The organism is Mycobacterium sp. E2497, from assembly GCF_001668695.1.
Lineage (GTDB): Bacteria > Actinomycetota > Actinomycetes > Mycobacteriales > Mycobacteriaceae > Mycobacterium.
In genome coordinates this window covers 1-18,487 of record NZ_LZKD01000151.1, presented here as the reverse complement: position 1 = coordinate 18,487, position 18,487 = coordinate 1, and the positions used below count along the sequence as shown (strand labels likewise).

The 18,487-nt window shown below is 71.5% G+C and carries 14 protein-coding genes and 2 pseudogenes; 9 read left to right on the top strand and 7 right to left on the bottom strand.

The genetic code is table 11. The features are described from left to right. Positions 1–2: 2 nt before the first annotated feature. Positions 3–863: an SDR family NAD(P)-dependent oxidoreductase gene (locus tag A5713_RS13770; RefSeq protein WP_068096239.1), complete on the bottom strand. Its 861-nt coding sequence runs from the start codon at positions 861–863 to the stop codon at positions 3–5. Positions 864–1,010: 147 nt separating this feature from the next. Here A5713_RS13770 and A5713_RS13765 point away from each other — a divergent pair, with 147 nt between their 5' ends. The 4 genes from A5713_RS13765 to A5713_RS13750 are packed head-to-tail and all read left to right on the top strand — an operon-like array spanning position 1,011 to position 5,754. Next, positions 1,011–2,615 carry an SMP-30/gluconolactonase/LRE family protein gene (locus A5713_RS13765; RefSeq protein ID WP_068096237.1) on the top strand — a complete coding sequence of 535 codons (1,605 nt, stop codon included), beginning with the start codon at positions 1,011–1,013 and terminating at the stop codon, positions 2,613–2,615. A 9-nt stretch (positions 2,616–2,624) separates the two neighbouring features. Then, the gene (locus tag A5713_RS13760; RefSeq protein WP_068096235.1) at positions 2,625–3,371 is read left to right on the top strand and encodes a GntR family transcriptional regulator; all 747 of its coding nucleotides are present in this window, start codon (positions 2,625–2,627) and stop codon (positions 3,369–3,371) included. 9 nt (positions 3,372–3,380) lie between these two features. Continuing rightward, a complete protein-coding gene (locus A5713_RS13755; protein WP_068096233.1) occupies positions 3,381–4,979 on the top strand; it encodes an AMP-binding protein in 1,599 nt (532 codons plus the stop codon). A gap of 1 nt (position 4,980) precedes the next feature. After that, positions 4,981–5,754 (top strand): SDR family NAD(P)-dependent oxidoreductase, encoded by a 774-nt coding sequence (locus tag A5713_RS13750; protein ID WP_068096231.1) that lies wholly within the window; start codon positions 4,981–4,983, stop codon positions 5,752–5,754. Here the strand turns inward: A5713_RS13750 and A5713_RS13745 are convergent, their stop codons facing one another. Then, a complete protein-coding gene (locus tag A5713_RS13745; RefSeq protein ID WP_068096230.1) occupies positions 5,755–6,216 on the bottom strand; it encodes an SRPBCC family protein in 462 nt (153 codons plus the stop codon). Next, positions 6,213–7,079: a rhomboid family intramembrane serine protease gene (locus A5713_RS13740; protein ID WP_082972944.1), complete on the bottom strand. Its 867-nt coding sequence runs from the start codon at positions 7,077–7,079 to the stop codon at positions 6,213–6,215. The genes A5713_RS13745 and A5713_RS13740 overlap by 4 nt, the downstream gene beginning before the upstream one ends. A 98-nt stretch (positions 7,080–7,177) precedes the next feature. Here A5713_RS13740 and A5713_RS13735 point away from each other — a divergent pair, with 98 nt between their 5' ends. Then, on the top strand, positions 7,178–7,540 hold the full coding sequence (locus A5713_RS13735) for a nuclear transport factor 2 family protein (RefSeq protein ID WP_102419121.1): 363 nt from the start codon (positions 7,178–7,180) through the stop codon (positions 7,538–7,540). 58 nt (positions 7,541–7,598) lie between these two features. Next, a complete protein-coding gene (locus A5713_RS13730) occupies positions 7,599–7,823 on the top strand; it encodes a hypothetical protein (RefSeq protein ID WP_067919454.1) in 225 nt (74 codons plus the stop codon). Between the two features lie 99 nt (positions 7,824–7,922). Here A5713_RS13730 and A5713_RS13725 read toward each other — a convergent pair whose 3' ends face one another. Next, positions 7,923–8,660, bottom strand: coding sequence for a DUF899 domain-containing protein (locus A5713_RS13725; protein ID WP_068096226.1), 738 nt, complete (start codon positions 8,658–8,660; stop codon positions 7,923–7,925). Between the two features lie 32 nt (positions 8,661–8,692). Continuing rightward, entirely contained in the window at positions 8,693–9,457 is a 765-nt protein-coding gene (locus A5713_RS13720) for an SDR family oxidoreductase (RefSeq protein WP_068096224.1), read from the bottom strand. Positions 9,458–9,579: 122 nt separating this feature from the next. On the opposite strand from A5713_RS13720, the pseudogene A5713_RS13715 reads away from it, so the two are divergent. Together A5713_RS13715 and A5713_RS13710 are read left to right on the top strand one after the other, a co-directional pair. Then, positions 9,580–10,560: pseudogene (locus A5713_RS13715) on the top strand (sigma-70 family RNA polymerase sigma factor); the annotation flags it as partial. 151 nt (positions 10,561–10,711) lie between these two features. Next, the gene (locus A5713_RS13710; protein ID WP_068096220.1) at positions 10,712–15,535 is read left to right on the top strand and encodes a cation-translocating P-type ATPase; all 4,824 of its coding nucleotides are present in this window, start codon (positions 10,712–10,714) and stop codon (positions 15,533–15,535) included. 18 nt (positions 15,536–15,553) lie between these two features. On the opposite strand, the gene A5713_RS13705 is transcribed toward A5713_RS13710, so the two are convergent. Continuing rightward, positions 15,554–17,119 carry an AMP-binding protein gene (locus A5713_RS13705; protein WP_068096217.1) on the bottom strand — a complete coding sequence of 522 codons (1,566 nt, stop codon included), beginning with the start codon at positions 17,117–17,119 and terminating at the stop codon, positions 15,554–15,556. Continuing rightward, positions 17,116–18,024 (bottom strand): SDR family NAD(P)-dependent oxidoreductase, encoded by a 909-nt coding sequence (locus A5713_RS13700; RefSeq protein WP_068096215.1) that lies wholly within the window; start codon positions 18,022–18,024, stop codon positions 17,116–17,118. The genes A5713_RS13705 and A5713_RS13700 overlap by 4 nt, the downstream gene beginning before the upstream one ends. 275 nt (positions 18,025–18,299) lie before the next feature. Between A5713_RS13700 and A5713_RS27620 the strand changes: the two are divergent. Further along, positions 18,300–18,487 (top strand): annotated as a pseudogene (locus tag A5713_RS27620) (cutinase family protein); the annotation flags it as partial.

The window sequence follows — 18,487 nt, the reverse complement described above, 5'->3', positions numbered from 1 at the left end:
TTCTACCCGTCCCAGCGGGTGATCGCCGCGCGGAATGATTCGTCTTTGAGGAACAACGAGGTGTTGTCGGCGCCCAGGTGCCCCCACCTGAGGTTCAATCCGCCGTCCACCAGCAGCGTCTGTCCGGTGATGTAGCCCGACAGGTCCGACAGCAGGAACAGGACCGCGCCGGCCACCTCCGCGGGCCGCCCGCGGCGACCCATTGCGATGGCGCGGCGATCCCGCTCGGCGTCGGAGTCGACGTAGGCGCCCGACGCCGGCGTCTCGGTGACCCCCGGCGCGACGGCGTTCACCCGGATCGGGGCCGGGCCGTCCGCGAGTTCGAGCGCCATCGTGCGGGTCGCCGCGACGATGGCGGCCTTGGCCGTGCCGTAGGCGATGTGGAAGGGTGCCGTGTTCATCCCGCTGATCGACGAGATCGACACGATCGAGCCTGGGCGGCCGCGGTGCTTCAGCTCCGCGGCCACGGCCTGGCTCATGAAGAACATCGTCTCCAGGTTGCGGGCGAACAGTTCTCGCCAGTCGCTGCGCGTCACCCGGGTCGACGGCATCCATGTCGAGGGATCCGCGCCGCCGGCGACGTTGACCAGCCCGTGGAGTTCACCGTCGGCGCGCCGCACGGCGTCGATCGTGGTTCGCACGCCGTCTTCGGTGGAGGCGTCGGCCGTGACCGGCACCACCGAGAGCCCCGCGGCGAGCAGCGGCCCCAGGTGGCGATCGAGGTTCTCCCGCCCGCGGCTCACCGCGATCACGGTCGCCCCGGCCTCGGCGACCATGCGGGTGACCGTGGTGCCGATGCCGCCCCCGGCCGCGCCGGAGACCACGACGATGCGCCCATCCAGGCTCAGTAGGTCGCCTGTCATCGAATCAGGTAATTGTCCGGACAAGATAACGATGTGCACTCATTAGAGAGCATGATTCTCCGCGGCACCGCGACGCGTCAAGGGATCCGATAAATACTGCGGCGTCTATTGTCTGGACCAGCGGTGCGTTGCTACCGTGCGAGCGTGATGGCCGGATCGTCGCCGCCTCAGTGCCGCTATACCGCCGAACGGGACCCGCACGCCGCCGACGGCTGGAGCCTCACCCGCCTGACACCCTCGAGCCGGCTGTTCGGTGCGAACGGCTTACGCACCGGGCCGGACGGCCGGATCTACATCGCCCAGGTGACCGGCAGCCAGATCAGCGCGCTCGACCCGGCGACCGGCCGGCTGGACGTCGTCAGCGCCAAGGGTGGCGAGATCGTCGCCCCCGACGACGTCGCGTTCGACCCGAACGGCAACCTGTTCGCCACCGAAGTCATGGACGGCCGGGTGAGCGTGCGTGATCCGGCGGGCCGCAGCCGGGTGCTGCGCGACGACGTGCCGTCGGCCAACGGCATCACCTTTCACGGGCAGCGGCTGTTCATCGGCGAGTGCCGCGAGGGCGGCCGCCTGCTGGAGCTCGATCCGGCCGCCGGCGCTGCGCGGGTGCTGCTGGAGAACGCGCCGTCGCCCAACGCCATGGAGGTCGGGCCGGACGGCATGCTCTACTTCCCGCTGATGGGCGCCAACGAGATCTGGCGTATCGACCCCGACGGCGGGGAGCCCGAACGCGTGGCCGGCGACCTCGGCGTCCCCGACGCGGTGAAGTTCGATTCCCGCGGGCGCATCGTGTCGACCCAGGTGCACAGCGGGCAGGTGCTGCGCATCGATGCGCGCACCGGCGAACGGACCGTGCTGGCAACGTTGAATCCCGGCCTGGACAACCTCACTTTCGTCGGTGAGCGGCTGTTCGTCTCCAACTTCACCGGCGAGATCACCGAGATCCTCGGCGACGGCCAGACCCGAACGGTGTTGCCGGGCGGGCTGAATTGGCCGCTGGATCTGGCGGTGGGCGCCGACGGCAACCTCTACATCGCCGACGGGACGTACTTCTATGTGCTCCTCTCCGACGGCTCTCTGCGCACCGTCGGGATGATGTTCACCCCCGGCTACCCGGGGTTCCTGCGCGGCCTGGCCGCCGTCGCCGACGGCGAGTTCGTCGTCACCACCTCCAACGGCCAGGTGGCACGCTACCGGCCGGGTGACAACGAAAGCGTCGTTCTCGCTGAAGGTTTCGACCAGCTCTACGGGGTCGCGGTCGCGCCGGGAGGGGCCGTGGTCGCGGCCGAACTCGGCGCGGGCCGCGTGCTGTCCATCGGCGCGGGCGCCGTCGAGGTGATGGCCACCGGTCTCAGCGAACCGGTCGGCGTGGCCATCGCCCCAGACGGGGCCTGCCTGGTGTCCGAGGCGGGCGCCGGGCGGGTCGTCCGGCTCGGCGGGGCGGGCAACGCCGTGTGGGACGGCCTGCAACGCCCCCAGGGCATCCTGGTGCGCGACGGGCAGCTCTATGTCGTCGACGCCGGCGCCAAGGAGTTGGTCGCCTTCGACCTGGACACCGGGGCCCGCCGGACCATCGCGTCGGGCCTGCCGGTGGGCGCCCCGCCCGGGGTGACGCCCAAGCCGCTGCGCGGCATGCCGCCCTTCTCCGGCCCGCAGGGTCCGTTCGCCGGCCTCGCCGCCGGACCCGACGGCACGCTGTACGTCTCGGCGGACGGCGACGGGAGCGTGCTGGCCGTGCGACGGGAAGGTTGAGGGGAAAAGATGCCGGAAGCCAGAGTCGTCGATCACCGGTACCTGCAGGTCGCCCGCACGTTGCGCAAGGAGATCGTGGAGGGCGTCTACCCGGTGGGCTCCCAACTGCCGACCGAACACGAACTCTGTGAGCGGTTTGCGGTCAGCCGGTACACCATTCGGGAGGCGCTGCGGCGCCTGCGTGAGGACAACCTGGTGTCGTCGCGCCCCCGGACCGGGACCCTCGTGGTGCCGCGGCCGTCGTCGGACTCCTATGTCCAGCACGTCATGTCGATCAACGACCTGCTGGCGTTCGCGACGGACACCCGGTTCGCCATCGAGTCGGTCGCCATGGTCACCGTCGACGACGACCTGGCCACCCGCACCGGGTTGGCGGCCGGCGAGCAATGGTTGACCGTGCGCGGTTTCCGGCGCGCCGCCGAAGCGGCCGCGGGGGCGGCGCTGTGCCGCACCGAGTACTACATCAACCGCGCGTTCGCGGGGGTCGGCCGGTTGTTGCAACGCCACGAGGGCCCCATCTTCCCGCTGATCGAGGACCTGTTCGGGCTGAGCATCGTCGAGGTTCAGCAGGAGATCGCCGCGGTGCTCATCACCCCGGACCTGGCCGCCGGTCTCGAGATCGATTCGGGCGCACCGGCATTGCAGGTGCGGCGGACCTACACGACGTCCGACGGGCGGGTCGCCCAGGTCACCATCAACACCCATCCCGCGTCGCGCTTCCGGCACTCGATGACGATGCGCCGGGTTCGTGGCTAAGCTGCCGCAATGGCCACCAGCCGGAAGCTGATCGGCGGGCGGTGGGTTCGATGGGACGACGAACGCGCCGCCGAAGCCTACGCGCGCGGCTGGTGGGTCCGCACCACGCTGGCCGACGCGCTGCGTGAGGCCGCCGAGCGCACGCCGCGCCGGGTGGCGCTGGTCGACGGTGATCGGCGGCTGGACTGCCTGACCCTGCACCGGCAGGCCACGACGCTGGCGCACGCGCTGAACGCCCGCATCCCCCCGGGCAGCGTGGTGTCCTTCATGCTGCCCAACTGGCACGAGGCCGCGCTGATCTACCTGGCCACCACGTTGGCGGGGATGGTGGCCAACCCCATCCTGCCGTCCATGCGAGACCGCGAACTCCGGTTCGTCCTCGAGGACGCCGACAGCCGAATGATCTTCGCGCCGGCACAGTTCGGCCGCCACGACTATGCCGCGATGCTCGGCCGGGTGGCCGAGCAGCTGGAGTCCCCGCCCGAGGTCGTGATCGTGCGCGGTGACGCCGGCGCGGGGTTCGCGCCCTTCGACTCGCTGCTCGAAGATCGCGCCCCGGTCGGGGCGCTCCCCGCGCTCAATCCCGATGCCGTACGCATGATCCTGTACACGTCGGGCACCACCGGGCGCCCGAAAGGCGTTCTGCACAGCCATAACTCGATCCACGCCCTGATCCGCCAGCTCGGTGAGCACTGGCTGGTCGAACCCGGCGACACGTTCCTGGTCGCGTCGCCCATCGCGCACATCGGCGGTTCCATCTATGCCTTCGAATGCCCGCTGCTGCTGGGCGCCACCGCGGTCCTGATGGAGCGGTGGGACGGCGACGACGCGGTGGCGCTCATGCAAGCCGAGCGGTGCACACACATGGCCGGGGCGACCCCGTTCCTCGAGCACATCCTGGCCGCCGCGGAGCGCGCCGGCACCCGCCTGCCGGACCTGAAGGTGTTCATCTGCGGAGGGGCGTCGGTGCCGCCCGCGCTGATCCGCCGGGCCGCAGCCTATTTCGAGTCGGCCATCGTCACCCGGGTCTACGGCTCGACGGAGGTCCCCGTCACGACGGTCGGGTCGCTGCGGGACCCCGAGCGCGCCGCCGACACCGACGGGCGCGTCGGCCTGGCGGAGGTGAAGCTGGTCGGCGGCGAGATCCACGCGCGCGGGCCGCAGATGCTGACCGGCTACCAGCATCCCGAAGACGAGGCCGACGCCTTCGACGACGAGGGCTACTTCCGCACCGGGGACCTGGCGCGCCGGCTCGACGGTGACTATCTCGTCGTCACCGGCCGGGCCAAGGACATCATCATCCGCAACGGCGAGAACATCTCGCCGAAGGAGGTCGAGGACGTCCTCGCCGGCCACCCCGGCATCGCCGAAATCGCCGTCGTCGGGCTGCCCGACGCGCGGACCGGGGAGCGCGCCTGCGCCGTCGTGGTCCCCGCGGGCGGGCCCGACCTCGACGTGGCCGGCCTGCGCAGCTTCCTCGAAGACTCGGGCGTGGCGCGGTTCAAAGCGCCCGAGCAGCTTGAACTTTGGGACATGCTGCCCAAGAACGACGCGGGAAAGATATTGAAGCACCAGATCAAAGCGGCGCTGATGAAGGCGGAACAGTGACATGCAGGTAGCGGTGGTGACGGGGGCGAGCGGGGGGATCGGCTTCGGCTGCGCGGTGAAGCTCGCCGAGGCGGGCATGGCGATCCTGGCGACCGGACGAAACGACGAGCGACTCGCCGAGCTGGCGCAACACATCGGCGATCCCGACCGGGTGGCCACGGTGGCTGTCGATCTCACCGACGACGATGTCCCGCAGCGGATCACCGATGCCGCGGTGGACAAGTGGGGACGCATCGACTTTTTGGTCAACATCGCCGGCATCGGCAGCCCCCGGCCGGTTCACGAGACGGACGACGAATCGCTGGACCACTTCCTGGGTTTGATGCTGCGGGCCCCGTTCCGCCTGATTCGCCAGGTGCTGCCGCACATGCCGCCCGGGTCGGCGATCATCAACGTCACGTCGACCTTCGCCGTGGTCGGTGGTCTGCGCGGCGGCGCGTACTCGGCCGCCAAGGGCGGCCTCACCGCGCTGACCACCCACATCGCGTGCCAATACGGGGCGCAGGGCATCCGCTGTAATGCGGTGGCCCCCGGAGTGATTCAGACGCCGATGACAGAAGAGCGCCTGCACGACGAGCGGTTCCGGCGCATCAACACCGAGATGACGCCGCATCAGCGGCTGGGCACGGTCGACGACGTGGCGAGCACCATCGCGTTCCTGTGCTCGCCCGGCGGCGCCTTCATCAACGGCCAGACGATCGTGGTCGACGGCGGGTGGAGTTCGACGAAGTATCTGTCGGAGACGGCGTTGACGTCGGAGTGGAAGCCTCGCTGATCATTCGGTCTCGAAATGGCGGCGGATGCCGACCAGCATCGCGGTGTGCGCCTTGACGGCTTCGCGCGCCGTGAACGGCGCCAGCGGCCGCGGCGCGGCGATCCGGATGCGTTCGGTCATCCGCGTGCCCGCCGCGATCGGCTCGAAGCTGACCGTGCCGCGCAGGTGGACCCCCGGTGACTGGTCGGCCTCGGTCAACACGTCACCGGCCGCGGGCACCCGCAACGTGGCCCGGTAGGTGTTGGTGATGGTGAACGGGCCCAACGGGATCCGGTCGCGCACCCGGTAGCTGTGGACGACGCCCTCCGCGGTCTCGCTGCGCGACAGCGTGCGCACGGACACGATCAGCGGGTGGACGATCTTGATGTTGTCCAGGTCCACGTAGAAGTCGCGGACCTCGCCGGGGGGTGCGGGCACGTCCTGAGTCAGCGTGTGCTCGGAGTGGGCGAGCCACCAGCTCATGCGGAGAACTCCGCGAGCAGCTGCGCGGTGCGCCACCAGACCAGTACGGCGAACGCTCCCAGCGCCAGCAGGGTCACCGCCGCCTGGACCGCGTTGCGGAGCTCCTTCGGCGGATACACGTAGGCGGCCGCGACCAGCCCACCGGTGACCAGCCCGCCCACATGCGCCTGCCAGCTGATGCGTTGCGAACTGATCAGCGGGACAAGGAAAGTGAAGACGAGGTTGAGCCCGATGACCACCACCACCCAGCGGACGTCGACGGCCAGCCGCTTGCCCACCACGAAGGTGGCGCCGAACAGGCCGAAGATCGCCCCCGAGGCGCCCGCCGTCGCGGTGTCGAGCGGCGAGACCAGGTAGACCAGCACCGAGCCACCCAACCCGCTCAGCGCGTACAGCGCACCGAAACGCAGTCGGCCCAGCCACATTTCGAGCGGCGGTCCCACCACGTACAGCGCCCACATGTTGAACAGCAGATGCGTCGCCCCGTAGTGCAGGAACGCCGACGTCGCCAGCCGGTAGAACTGGCCGTCGGCGACCGCCGGCGGCCACAGCGCCAGCTGCTTCTCGAGATTCCCCGACGCCATCTGCAGCACGAACACGACCACGTTGACGGCGATCAGCGCGTAGGTGAGCACCGGCGTCGCCGACCGCTGCCGCCCGCCGAAGCGGGTCCGCGGTTGCCGGATGGTTCGGGCGCCCGCCCGGACGCACTCCACGCACTGGTGCCCGACCGCGGCGCTGCGCATGCAGTCGCCGCAGATGTAGCGCTCACAACGGTTGCAGCGGACGTACGTCGGCCGGCCGGGATGCCGATAGCAACTCGGGGCGGCGGGCGGCGAATCCGGTGGGCTGGGTGCGCTCATCGCCCTATTCTCGCCCGCACCGCCCGGCCGGGCGGACGGCTTGAGCAAACCTGTTTTCCGGCCCACCGGTCGCCTACTGTGGTGTGCGTGGAGCCGACGTGAGCGAACCGGGAGTGGTCGAGCGCTACCTGGACTGCCTGGCCGCGCACGACTGGGACGGTCTTGCCGCGACGATCTCCGACGAAGGCCTGCTGCGCGAGGGCCCGTTCTGCGATGTCGTCGAGGGCAAGCAGCACTACGTCGCCTATCTGCGCAAGGTGCTCACCAACCTGGACGGGCATCGGCTGGAGGTGCAGCGGGTTTCGCACGTGAACTCCCGGCTGTCCTACGTCGAGCTGACCGAGGCGTTCGAAATGGACGGGGTCACCAAGCGGTGGCCGGAATGCATCCTGTTCGAGCAAAGCGACGACGGGCGGATCCGTCACGTCAGCGTGTTCTTCAAGCAGCCCGCGACGCGGTGAGCCCGGGTGATCGCGAAAACTATTCCCTCGCCCACGGGATTGACCTACCGTGTGATGGGTGGAATCAAACGGAACCCCGGAATTGGTGCCCGTCGAAACATTGCACTCGGGTGATCCCATCACGGATTGCGGCCAGCGGTACATAGTCCTCGAGTCCAAGACCGTCGGCGACGGCTGCGTGGTCCTCGAACTCGAGTCCCGGGTGGACCACCACCTGCAGGTCATCGAGAAGTCGTTCCCGGCGGGCTACCACGTCAACAGGGCGAACCACCGAATTTTATAGCCCCAATTCACTCTGCCGAATAGTGCGCGCGTAGCCGTTGGACGGCTACCGCGCATTCGTGTTATTCGGGTCGAAGACACCAAATGCGATCGGCCCGATTCAGCCGTTGCGCGCCGGGCGCGGGTCGTTCGGGTCGTCGGGATCCGGTTCGCCGAACCACCGCGACGGCGTGCGCTCGCCGTAGGCGTCGTGCCAGTCCCACCACTCGTACGGCGGGGTTTGGGGATAACCGTCCGGCGAGTCCTCCCAGCTCTCCTGGCGCCCGAGTGCGGTCATGTCGAGGTAACTCCAGGTGTTGCCCAGCGCCTCGTCGCCGCGGTTGTTGATGAAGTACGTCCGGTACACGCGGTCGCCGTCCCGGATGAACGCGTTGGTGCCGTGCCACTGGTCCACCCCGAAGTCGGCATCGAAGTCGTCGGTGATCGTGTACCAGGGCATCTGCCAACCCATTCGCGCCTTCAGCCGCGCGATGTCGGGTTGTGCCGCGCGCGAGGCGAAGACCAGGGTGGTGTCGCGGGCGTTCAGGTGGGCGAGGTGGCCCACGTGGTCGGCGATCATCGAGCAGCCGCGGCACGCATGGTCGGGCCAGCCGTCCACGCCCGGCTCGAAGAAGGCGCGGTACACGATGAGCTGCCGCCGGCGGGCGAACAGCTCCAGCAGGTTTGCCCTGCCCCCGGGCCCCTCGAACGCGTATTCCTTCTCGACGGCCAGCCACGGCATCCGGCGGCGCGCCGCCCCCAGGGCGTCGCGGGCGCGCATCACTTCCTTCTCTTTGGCCAGCAGCCGTTCACGCGCGGCCGCCCAGTCGCGGGCGGACACGATGGGGGGTGTGTTCATTGTCGTTGTCCTCCTTGTGGTTTCGAGTGACATCAGGCCACCGCCGACAGGCCCGTCGAGGTGAGCAGGTAGGCGTCCTCGCCGCCGGGCGCGCCGACGGCGATCCCCAGGACGGAGCGGCCCACCTGTTCCGGGGTGAGGGCCGGCCCCGCGGCCCGCGCGAACGCCTCGACGTCGAGGCCCTGGCGTTCGGCGTAAGCCGCGACGGCCTTGGCGCCCAGGTCGGTGGCCGGCGTCAACCGCGGCAGGACGGACACGAAGCGGATCCCCAACCCGGCGCGCTGCGATTCGACGGCGGCGTAGCCGGCGATGAACCTGACCGTCGCCTTCGCCCCCGCGTAGCCCCCACTCAGCGGCGAACCGGCCACAGCGGCGCCGCTGGACATGAGGATCACCGAGCTGCCCGGCGCCAGCGGACGTCGCAGCGCGTGGCGGGTCCAGTGAAAGGCTTGGGCGACATCGACATTCCAGTTCTGGCTGAAGCTGTCCCAGCTCTGATCCTGGATGGGGCTCATGTGGGGCGCCGCCCCGGCACCCAACACGAGCGTGTGCGGCCGGTACGTGTCGATCAGCCGCTGCGCGGTCGCGGCGTCGGAGGCGTCGGCGACCACCGGGACGAAAGCGTCGCCCAGCTCGTCGCGCGTTTCGTCGAGACCGATTCGGTTGCGCGCCACACCGACCACCTCGGCGCCGGCCCCCGCCAGGGCGCCGGCGATCGCGCGGCCGAAGCCGCGGCTCGCCCCGGTGACGATTGCCGTGGTGCCGGCCAGGCCGGCGGTGCTCACGGGCTCGTTCATGGTCGTCCTCGCTCTCGCTAGGGAATGTGCGTCCACCAATTGAGAGGCGGCGCGGCGCGCGAATTCATCGCCGGGGAACCGATGAATTTCGGCGGCCCGCCGTCTCTGTACTGGAGTAGCGTTCGGTCGCAGCCCAGACAGGAGAAGCCATGCCGGCGAGGGAGGATTTCATCGCGCAGGCGGCGCCGTTCCGCGCGGAGCTCATCGCGCACTGCTACCGCATGCTCGGGTCGGTGCACGACGCCGAGGACCTGGTTCAGGAGACCTACCTCAACGGCTGGCGTGGCTACCCGGCGTTCGAGGAACGGGCGGCGTTGCGGACGTGGCTTTATCGGATCGCGACGACCGCGTGCCTGCGGGCCCTGCAGAACCGCGCCCGCCGGGTGCTGCCGGCCGGGCTGGGCGACGGATCGATCGACCCGGAGGCCGGCCTCGACGCGACCGACAGCCCGCACGAGTGGTTGGAGCCGATCCCCGACTCGCTGATGGCCACCCCCGAGGACAACGTCACCGCGCGGCAAAGCCTGCGGCTGGCGGTGATGACGGCCCTGCAGGAACTTCCCGCCCACCAGCGAGCGGTACTCATCCTGCGCGACGTCGTGCAGTTCACCGCCGCCGAGGTGGCCGAGCTGCTCGAAACGACGCCGGCCGCGGTCAACAGCTCGCTGCAGCGGGCGCGTGCCCGCCTCGCGGAGCTCTCCCCCACCGAGGACACCCTGTCCGAGCCCGACGATGCCGCGCGCCGCGAACTGCTCGACCGCTACTGCGCCGCCTTCGAGAACGCCGACATGGCCGCGCTCACCGCGCTGCTGCAAGCGGACGTGAAACTCGAAATGCCGCCCCTGGATGTGTGGTTCACCGGCCGCGACCCGGTGCGGCGATTCCTCGCCGCACGCGCTTTCACCAAGGCCGGGGATATCGCGATGATCCCGACGGCCGCCAACGCGCAACCCGCGGTCGCCGAATACCGCCGCGACGCCGACGGGGCGATGCGCGCCCATTCCATCCACGTCCTCACCGCGGGCGCCGACGGGATCGCCACCATCACCGTCTTCCTCGACCCGGGCCTGTTCAGCACGTTTGGTTTTCCCTCCAGCCGGTAACCTGTCCGCAGGGAAGCGACCGCACCTCCGGTCACCGAAGGAAGGCCGACCCAGCGGAGTCATCGGTGCCGCCGCATGGCCCGCAAATGTGGACAGGCCCCATGCCCCCCAGCATCATTAGGCGCGGTAGACGTAATCGAAGGGTGACTGAGTGAGGATTCCCGGCGTTGCCAGCGTCGTCGCCGGCATGACCGACGGAGCCGCGCAGGTAGTGCGAGCCGGCATCTCCACCGCTGCCGGCGCCGCGGACGCCCTGCAGAATCTGGCCAGCCCGGTCGCCGAACTGGCGGTCCCGGTCGTGCAGTCCATGGCCCAGACCACGGGCCGCGCCATCGGATTGACCGGACCCACCAACGGTTCCGGGCGCGGCGTCACCCCGCCGATCCGGTGGCAGAGCGGGCGGCGGGTGCATCTGGACCTGGATCCGTTGCTGCCTTTCCCCGGCTGGCACGATCACGCCCCCGCCGTGGAGGAGCCGGTCCGCCGAATTCCGGGGGTGGCCGCGGCCCACGTCGAGGGCGCCCTGGGGCGGTTGGTGGTCGAATTCGAGAACGAAGGCGACAACGACGCCGTGCTCGACCGGGTCAGGGACACGGTCTGCAGCGTGGCGGCGGACCTGACCCTGGTCGCCGCCAAAGACTCGCCTCGCACGGCGCCGTTCGCCGACCCGGGAAACCCGTTGGCGATCCTGGTGCCGGCCAGCGCCGCCGCGATGGACGTGGCGGCCATCGGCGCCGCGGTGACCGGCTGGCTGGGCAGGCTGCCCGTCGCGCCGCGCAGCGCCCGCGCGGCCGCGGCCCTGCTGAATCATCAGCCGCGGGTGGTCGCCGTGCTGGAATCGCGGCTGGGCCGCGTCGGCACCGACATCGCCCTGAGCGCGTCGACCGCGCTGGCCAACGGGCTGACGCAGGCGGTCGGCACCCCGCTGCTGGATCTGGCCCAACGGAGCTTGCAGGTCTCCGAGGCCACCGCGCACCGTCAGCGATGGCGCGACCGCGAACCGGAGCTGGCCTCGCCCAGCCGCCCGCAGGCGCCGGTGGTTCCGGTGATCTCGTCGGCCGGGCCGAAATCGCACGCGCCCCGCCATAATTCGGCGGCCGCCGCGGCGGGAGAAGCGTCCCACGTGGTGGTGGGCGGGGCCATCGACGCCGCCATCGACACCGCGAAGGGTTCGATGGCCGGGCCGGTGGAGGAGTACGCCGACCAGGCCGCCAACGCTTCGCTGCTGGCCGCGGCGGGTGCGCTGCTGGCCGGCGGCGGCACCGAGGATGCGGCCGGCGCGCTGCTGGCAGGCGTGCCCCGGGCGGCGCACACGGGCCGGCAGGCATTCGCGGCCGTGCTGGGCCGCGGCCTGGCCAACGCCGGGCAGCTGTTCCTGGACCCGGGTGCGCTGCGGCGGCTGGACCGGGTCAAGGTGGTCGTCGTCGACGGGGCCGCGCTGCGGGGCGACAACCGCGCCGTGCTGCAGGCCCGAGGCGACGTGCCCGGGTGGGACGAGGACCGCGTCTACGAGGTCGCCGATGCGTTGCTGCACGGCGAGGAGGCGCCCGAACCCGACCCCGACGAGCTGCCGGCCACCGGCGCCCGGCTGCGCTGGGTCCGGGCGCAGGAGTCGTCGGCCACGCCGGCGCAGGGACTCGAACACGCCGACCTGGTGGTCGACGGTGAGCGGGTGGGCAGCGTCGACGTCGGCTGGGAGGTCGACCCGTTCGCCATCCCGCTGCTGCAGATCGCGCACCGGACCGGCGCCCGGGTGGTGCTGCGCCACGTCGCCGGCACCGAGGACCTGACCGCCAGCGTCGCCGTGAGCCACCCACCGGGCACGCCGCTGCTGCAGTTGGTGCGCGACCTGCGAACGGATCGCGGGCCGGTGTTGCTGATCACCGCGCTGCATCGCGACTTCGCGTCGACTGACACGCTGGCCGCGCTGGCCATCGCCGACGTCGGGGTGGCGCTCGACGACCCGCAGGCGGCGACGCCCTGGACGGCCGACATCATCACCGGCACGGACCTGGCCGCCGCGGTGCGCATCCTGTCTGCGCTGCCGGTGGCCCGGGAGGCGACGGAGTCGGCGGTGCGCCTGGCCAAGGGCGGCAGCACGCTGGCGGGGCTGCTGCTGGTCACCGGTGATCCGCGCACCCTGAGCCCGTTCGCCGTGCAGCGCTGGCTCAACCCGGTGAACGCGGCCGCCGCGGCCGCCCTCATCCAGGGCACCTTCGCGGCCTCCCGGGTGCTTCGCCTGGCCGACCCCACCCCGCAACCGCTGACCGCCTGGCATGCCCTGGATCCGGAGATCGTCTACGCCCGGTTGGCCAGCCGCACGCGGCCGCTGGCCGTCGAGCCCGGCGTGGCGCCCTGGCGGCAGCTGCTCGACGACCTCTCCTACAACCCCGTGGTCGCGCCGCTGCGCGGGCCCGCGAGCCAGGTGGGACGGCTGTTGACCGCGACGCGGGCCGAACTCGCCGATCCGCTGACCCCCATCCTGGCCGTCGGGGCGGCGGCCTCGGCGATCGTCGGCAGCAGCGTCGACGCGCTGTTGGTGGCGGGCGTGATGACCGCCAACGCGATCGCGGGCGGGGTGCAACGGCTGCGGGCCGAGGCCGCTGTCGCCGAGCTGTTCGCCGAGCAGGACCAGTACGCGCGCCGGGTCGTCGTCCCCGCGGTCGCCACCGCGCACCGCCGGCTGGATGCGGCCCGCACCGCCGAGCGGACCGTGTCGGTGCACGCCAAGTCCTTGCGGCCCGGCGACATCATCGACCTGGCCGCCCCGGAGGTGGTCCCCGCCGACGCCCGCCTGCTGGTCGCCGAGGACCTCGAAGTCGACGAGTCCTTCCTCACCGGCGAATCGTTGCCGGTGGACAAGCAGGTCGAGCCCGTGGCCGTCGCCGACTCCGACCGCGCCAGCATGCTGTTCGAGGGCAGCACCATCGTCGCCGGGCACGCCCGCGCGATCGTCGTGGCGACCGGTGCGGGCACCGCCGCGCAGCGCGCGATCTCGGCGATCGCCGACGTCGAGTCGGCGGCCGGGGTGCAGGCCCGGTTGCGTGAGTTGACCAGCAAGGTGCTGCCGCTGACCCTGGCCGGCGGCGCGGCGGTGACCGCCCTGGCGCTGCTGCATCAGGGATCGCTGCGTCAGGCGGTCGCCGACGGGGTCGCCATCGCCGTGGCGGCGGTCCCCGAGGGCTTGCCGCTGGTGGCGACCCTGGCCCAGCTGGCCGCCGCCCAGCGGTTGTCGCGGCGCGGGGTGCTGGTCCGCACGCCGCGTGCGGTGGAAGCGCTGGGCCGGGTCGAGACGATCTGTTTCGACAAGACCGGCACGCTCACCGAGAACCATCTGCGCGCCGTCAGCGTTGTCCCGCACGGCACCGACGCGGACGGCGCGTTCCCCGACCTGGCCGACCCGGCGGCGGCCGCCGTGTTGCGGGCCGCGGCGCGCAGCAGCACCCAGCCGCACAACGGAGGCGGCCACGCGCACGCCACCGACGAGGCGATCCTCACGGCAGCCAACGCCGTTGACGCGCAATGGGCTTCGGACTGGACGGTGCTCGCGGACGTGCCGTTCGAATCCAGTCGCGGCTACTCCGCCGCGATCGGCATCGCGGGCGGGAACGGCGGGCCGATGCTGATGGTCAAGGGCGCGCCCGAAGAGGTCCTCCCGCGCTGCCGGTTCGCCGACTCCGATGTCGAGCAGGACCGCGCCCAGGCGCTGGTGTTGCGCCTGGCCGAGCAGGGCCTGCGTGTGCTGGCGGTGGCGCAGCGCCACTGGGAGGGCACGACCGGCGAGGAGGAGACCGACGCCGACGCCGTCGACGCCGCCGCCCACGACCTCGAGTTGCTCGGCTACGTCGGCTTGGCCGACACCGCGCGCGCCTCGGCCCGGCCGTTGATCGAGGCGCTGGTGGAAGCCGGCCGGCGGGTGGTGCTGATCACCGGCGACCACCCGGTGACCGCGCGGGCGATCGCCCGGCAACTGGGGTTGCCGCCGGACGCCCGGGAGATCACCGGGGCGGAGCTCGCCGCGCTCGGCGAGGAGGACCGCGCCAAAGTCGCGGCCGACGTGCAGGTCTTTGCCCGCGTCAGCCCCGAGCAGAAGGTGCAGATCGTCGCGGCGCTGCAGGCCGGCGGGCAGGCGGTCGCGATGGTCGGCGACGGGGCCAACGACGCGGCCGCCATCCGGATGGCCGACGTGGGCATCGGCGTGAGCGGGCGCGGCTCGTCGGCCGCGCGCGGGGCCGCCGACATCGTGTTGACCGACAACGACCTCGGGGTGCTGCTGGACGCGCTGGTCGAGGGCCGCGGCATGTGGGGCGGCGTCCGGGACGCGGTGAGCATCCTGGTCGGCGGCAACGTCGGCGAAGTGCTGTTCACCCTCATCGGCACCGCCCTGGGCACCGGCCGCGCCCCAGTGGGCACCCGCCAGCTGCTGCTGGTGAACCTGCTGACGGACATGTTCCCCGCGCTGGCGGTCGCCGTCACCCCGCAGTACCGCGAGCCGGAGGAGGCCGCCGACGGGGTCGACCGCGACGCCGAACAGCTGCACCGCGCATTCCAGCTGGCGACGCTGTCCGGGCCGTCGCCGTCCCTCGACGCGCCACTGATGCGGCAGATCGTCACCCGCGGCGCCGTCACGGCGGCGGGCGCGACGGCGGCCTGGGCCATCGGGCGCTGGACACCGGGGACCGAACGTCGCACGTCGACCATGGGACTGACGGCGCTGGTGACCACCCAGCTCGCGCAGACCCTGCTGACGCGCCGCCACAGCCCGCTCGTGCTGGGCACGGCGCTGGGCAGCGCGGGCGTGCTGGTCGCCATCGTCCAGACCCCGGGCGTCAGCCACTTCTTCGGCTGCACCCCGCTGGGCCCGGTCGCCTGGAGCGGGGTCATCAGCGCCACCGCGGGCGCGACCGTCGTCTCGGTGCTGGCACCCAACTGGCTGGCCAAGCAGGTCACCGCCCTGGAACCCAAGCACGACTGAGGCGGCACCCGCGCGCCGTCAGCCGGACAGCTCCTTGCGCAGGACCTTGCCCGCCGGATTGCGCGGGATGCTGTCGACGACGGTGATGTCGCGGGGCTGTTCGAACCGGGAGACCCTGCCCTTGAGGTACTCCCGCAGCGCTTCGGGGTCGGTGTCACTGCCCGGCTGCAAGACCACGAACGCGACCAGCCGGTGGCCGAACCGTTCGTCGGGAACGCCAATGACCGCGTTGTCGGCGACGGCCGGGTGCTCGGCGAGCGCGTTCTCGACCGCGCGCGGGTAGACGTTCTCGCCGCCGGAGATGATCATGTCGTCCTCGCGGCCGACGATGTACAGCCGGCCCGCGTTGTCGAGGTAGCCCATGTCGCCGGTGCTGGTCATGCCGTCGATCACGGTCTTCGCGCCGCCACCGGTGTAGCCCTCGCCGGCCAGTTCGCCGCCGACGAAGATGCGCCCGGTGACGCGCGCGCCGACGGGCCTGCCGTGTCGGTCCAGGATGCGCACCGGGCAGCCGGCGACCGGTTTGCCCACGGTCTCGGGCGCCTCGCGCAGGTCCGCGGGTGTGGCCAGGGCACCGATCCCGACCTCGGTGGAACCGTAGCCGTTGTAGAGGATGTCGCCGTAGGCATCCATGAACCGCTGCCCCAGGGTGGGATCGAGCCGGTCGCCGCTCGACATCACGACCCGCAGGTAGGGCACCGGGTTGCGGGCCCGCACCCGCTCGGGCAGGTCGAGGATGCGGGCGAGCACGATCGGAACGGCGGTGAACGCGTCGGCGCGATGCAGCGACGCCTGCGCCAGCGCGGCCTCGGCGTCGAAGTGGCGATGCGTCAGCACGGTGCCGCCGAGGGCCACGGTGAGCATCAGCATCCCCAGCCCGAGCCCGTGGAACATGGGCATGGCCACCGAGATTCGCGACCCGGTGCGCAGGCCGGTCCGGTCCAGAATGGTCACCCACACGCCCACCGCGGACCGCAGTTGCGGTGAGCGCGGCACCCCCTTGGGCGTGCCGGTGGTTCCCGATGTCAGCAGAACGATCCGGCCCGGGGCGGCCACGCCGGGCCGCGGATCGCCCGCCCGCGCGGTGACCGTCGCCGGGTCGATGAGGACGACCGACGGGCCGGCGGCGCGGGCGCGTTCGCCGAATTCTCCGTCGGCGATCATCGTGCCGATGCGGTGGGCGCTCATCGCCGACGCCAGGGCGTCGCTGCGGAAGTCCGTGTTGACCAGGACCACGTCGGCCCCCACCCGGGCGGCGGCGAAGACGCCGGCGACGAAACCGCGCCCGTTGCGGCACATCACGCCCACCGCGTCGCCGGGCCCCACACCGTCGCGGGAGAGCCGGAGAGCCAGCGCCTCGGTCGCCGACCGCAACTCGCGGTAGTCGCAGGCGCCGTCGTCGTCGACGATCGCGGCCCGGTCGGGCCAGCGGGCGGCGGTCACCGCCAGCAGGGTGTAGGGGTTGGTGCCGCCCCGGCGCACCTCCCGGAGCAGCCGCAGTGTGGCAAGGGGTGACGGCGGGGCGAGCAGTCGCGACCGCAGCAGCGCCCGCGCCGCGGTGCCGACCACCCCCTCGCCGGTCATCGGCGGGCCTCGCGGGCGCCGCGCTCCGAGAAGAACCGTCGGTACCAGAGCCGGGCCGCTCGTTCGGCCGGCCCGGCCAGCAGCACCGAGGCCAACTCGGCCGGCAGCACCCACGGCGGTTCGTTGCTGCGGGGCCGATCGATGACGGCTTTGGCGATCGCGTCGGCGGCCTCGTCGGCCGACAGGCCGGGGAGCCGCCCCAGGATGGGGGTGGGTTCGATCATCCGGGTCCGGACCAGCGCAAAGTAGACGGTGGTGACGTCCACGCCGTCGGCGTGCAGTTCCGGCGCCACGCTGCGCAGCCACCGGTCGAAAGCCCCCTTTGACGCCTGGTAGGCGCCCCATTGCGGCCCCGGCACGACGCGCACGCCGACACTGGACACGTTCACGATGTGCCCACGCCCGTTCTCCCGCATGGCCGGCAGGAGACCCAGCAGCAGCCAGATCGGCCCCAGATAGTTGATGTCGATGGTGCGCTGAAAGTCGTGCGGCCGGTCGTACTGGTCATGCAGCGAGCGGCGCAACGACTTGCCGGCGTTGCTGACCACGATGTCGAGCGCACCGTGTCGCTCGGTGATCTCCTTGGTCAGCGCGCCGACGGCCGCCTCGTCGGTGAGGTCGGTCGGGTAGGCGATCGCGCGGCCGCCGGCGGCGTTCACCGACGCCGCCAGGTCGCCCAGCCGCTCCTCGGACCGCGCGACGGCCAGCACCGTGGCGCCCGCGGCGGCCAACCTGCGGGCGGTCGCCTCGCCGATTCCGTACGAGGCACCGGTGACCAGAACGGTCTTACCGCTGACGGCGCTGCGTAGCATGTCGGGATCCGACACCCGCGCCGGATTGGCCAAGTGGTCCGTGACCTTGTTGAGGACCTGCACTACTGCGTTCAACTCTGCCGCTGCATTCACTCGAGCCGCTTGTCGAGGATCGGCGGATGGCTTCACCGTGCGCTCGACTCGTCTAGTTAGCAGACCACATCGCCGTCCGGGCCGCACGCACCGCCCCGGCATTGGCCGCCTCGTCGGGCGAGATGCCGGACCGGCGGGGGGCCCGGCGCCGGATCAGAGTCGCGCGCAACCCATCTCGCCCGGATACCGCCAGGTGAAACGCCGCTGTGTGAATTCGCGGTAATTTCCTTGGCTTACGTTGTTTAGGCCTTCGATTCATTGGGCACCATTGCGGCATGATCGCACGTCAAATAGCCCGTTTTGTTGCTCCAGCAGTCGCCGCGGCGTCCGGCCTCGGCGCGTCGGCCCTCGTCGGTTCCGCCCTGCCCACCGCCGCCGCCCAATGCCCCGACGTACAGGTGGTCTTCGCCCGCGGCACCGGCGAAGCCCCCGGCGTCGGCCCCACCGGACAAGCCTTCGTCGA

Coding starts and splice junctions, on each gene's coding strand:
- A5713_RS13770 (WP_068096239.1), bottom strand. CDS start 863: ATGACAGGCGACCTACTGAGCCTGGATGGGCGCATCGTCGTGGTCTCC.
- A5713_RS13765 (WP_068096237.1), top strand. CDS start 1,011: ATGGCCGGATCGTCGCCGCCTCAGTGCCGCTATACCGCCGAACGGGAC.
- A5713_RS13760 (WP_068096235.1), top strand. CDS start 2,625: ATGCCGGAAGCCAGAGTCGTCGATCACCGGTACCTGCAGGTCGCCCGC.
- A5713_RS13755 (WP_068096233.1), top strand. CDS start 3,381: ATGGCCACCAGCCGGAAGCTGATCGGCGGGCGGTGGGTTCGATGGGAC.
- A5713_RS13750 (WP_068096231.1), top strand. CDS start 4,981: ATGCAGGTAGCGGTGGTGACGGGGGCGAGCGGGGGGATCGGCTTCGGC.
- A5713_RS13745 (WP_068096230.1), bottom strand. CDS start 6,216: ATGAGCTGGTGGCTCGCCCACTCCGAGCACACGCTGACTCAGGACGTG.
- A5713_RS13740 (WP_082972944.1), bottom strand. CDS start 7,079: ATGAGCGCACCCAGCCCACCGGATTCGCCGCCCGCCGCCCCGAGTTGC.
- A5713_RS13725 (WP_068096226.1), bottom strand. CDS start 8,660: ATGAACACACCCCCCATCGTGTCCGCCCGCGACTGGGCGGCCGCGCGT.
- A5713_RS13720 (WP_068096224.1), bottom strand. CDS start 9,457: ATGAACGAGCCCGTGAGCACCGCCGGCCTGGCCGGCACCACGGCAATC.
- A5713_RS13705 (WP_068096217.1), bottom strand. CDS start 17,119: ATGACCGGCGAGGGGGTGGTCGGCACCGCGGCGCGGGCGCTGCTGCGG.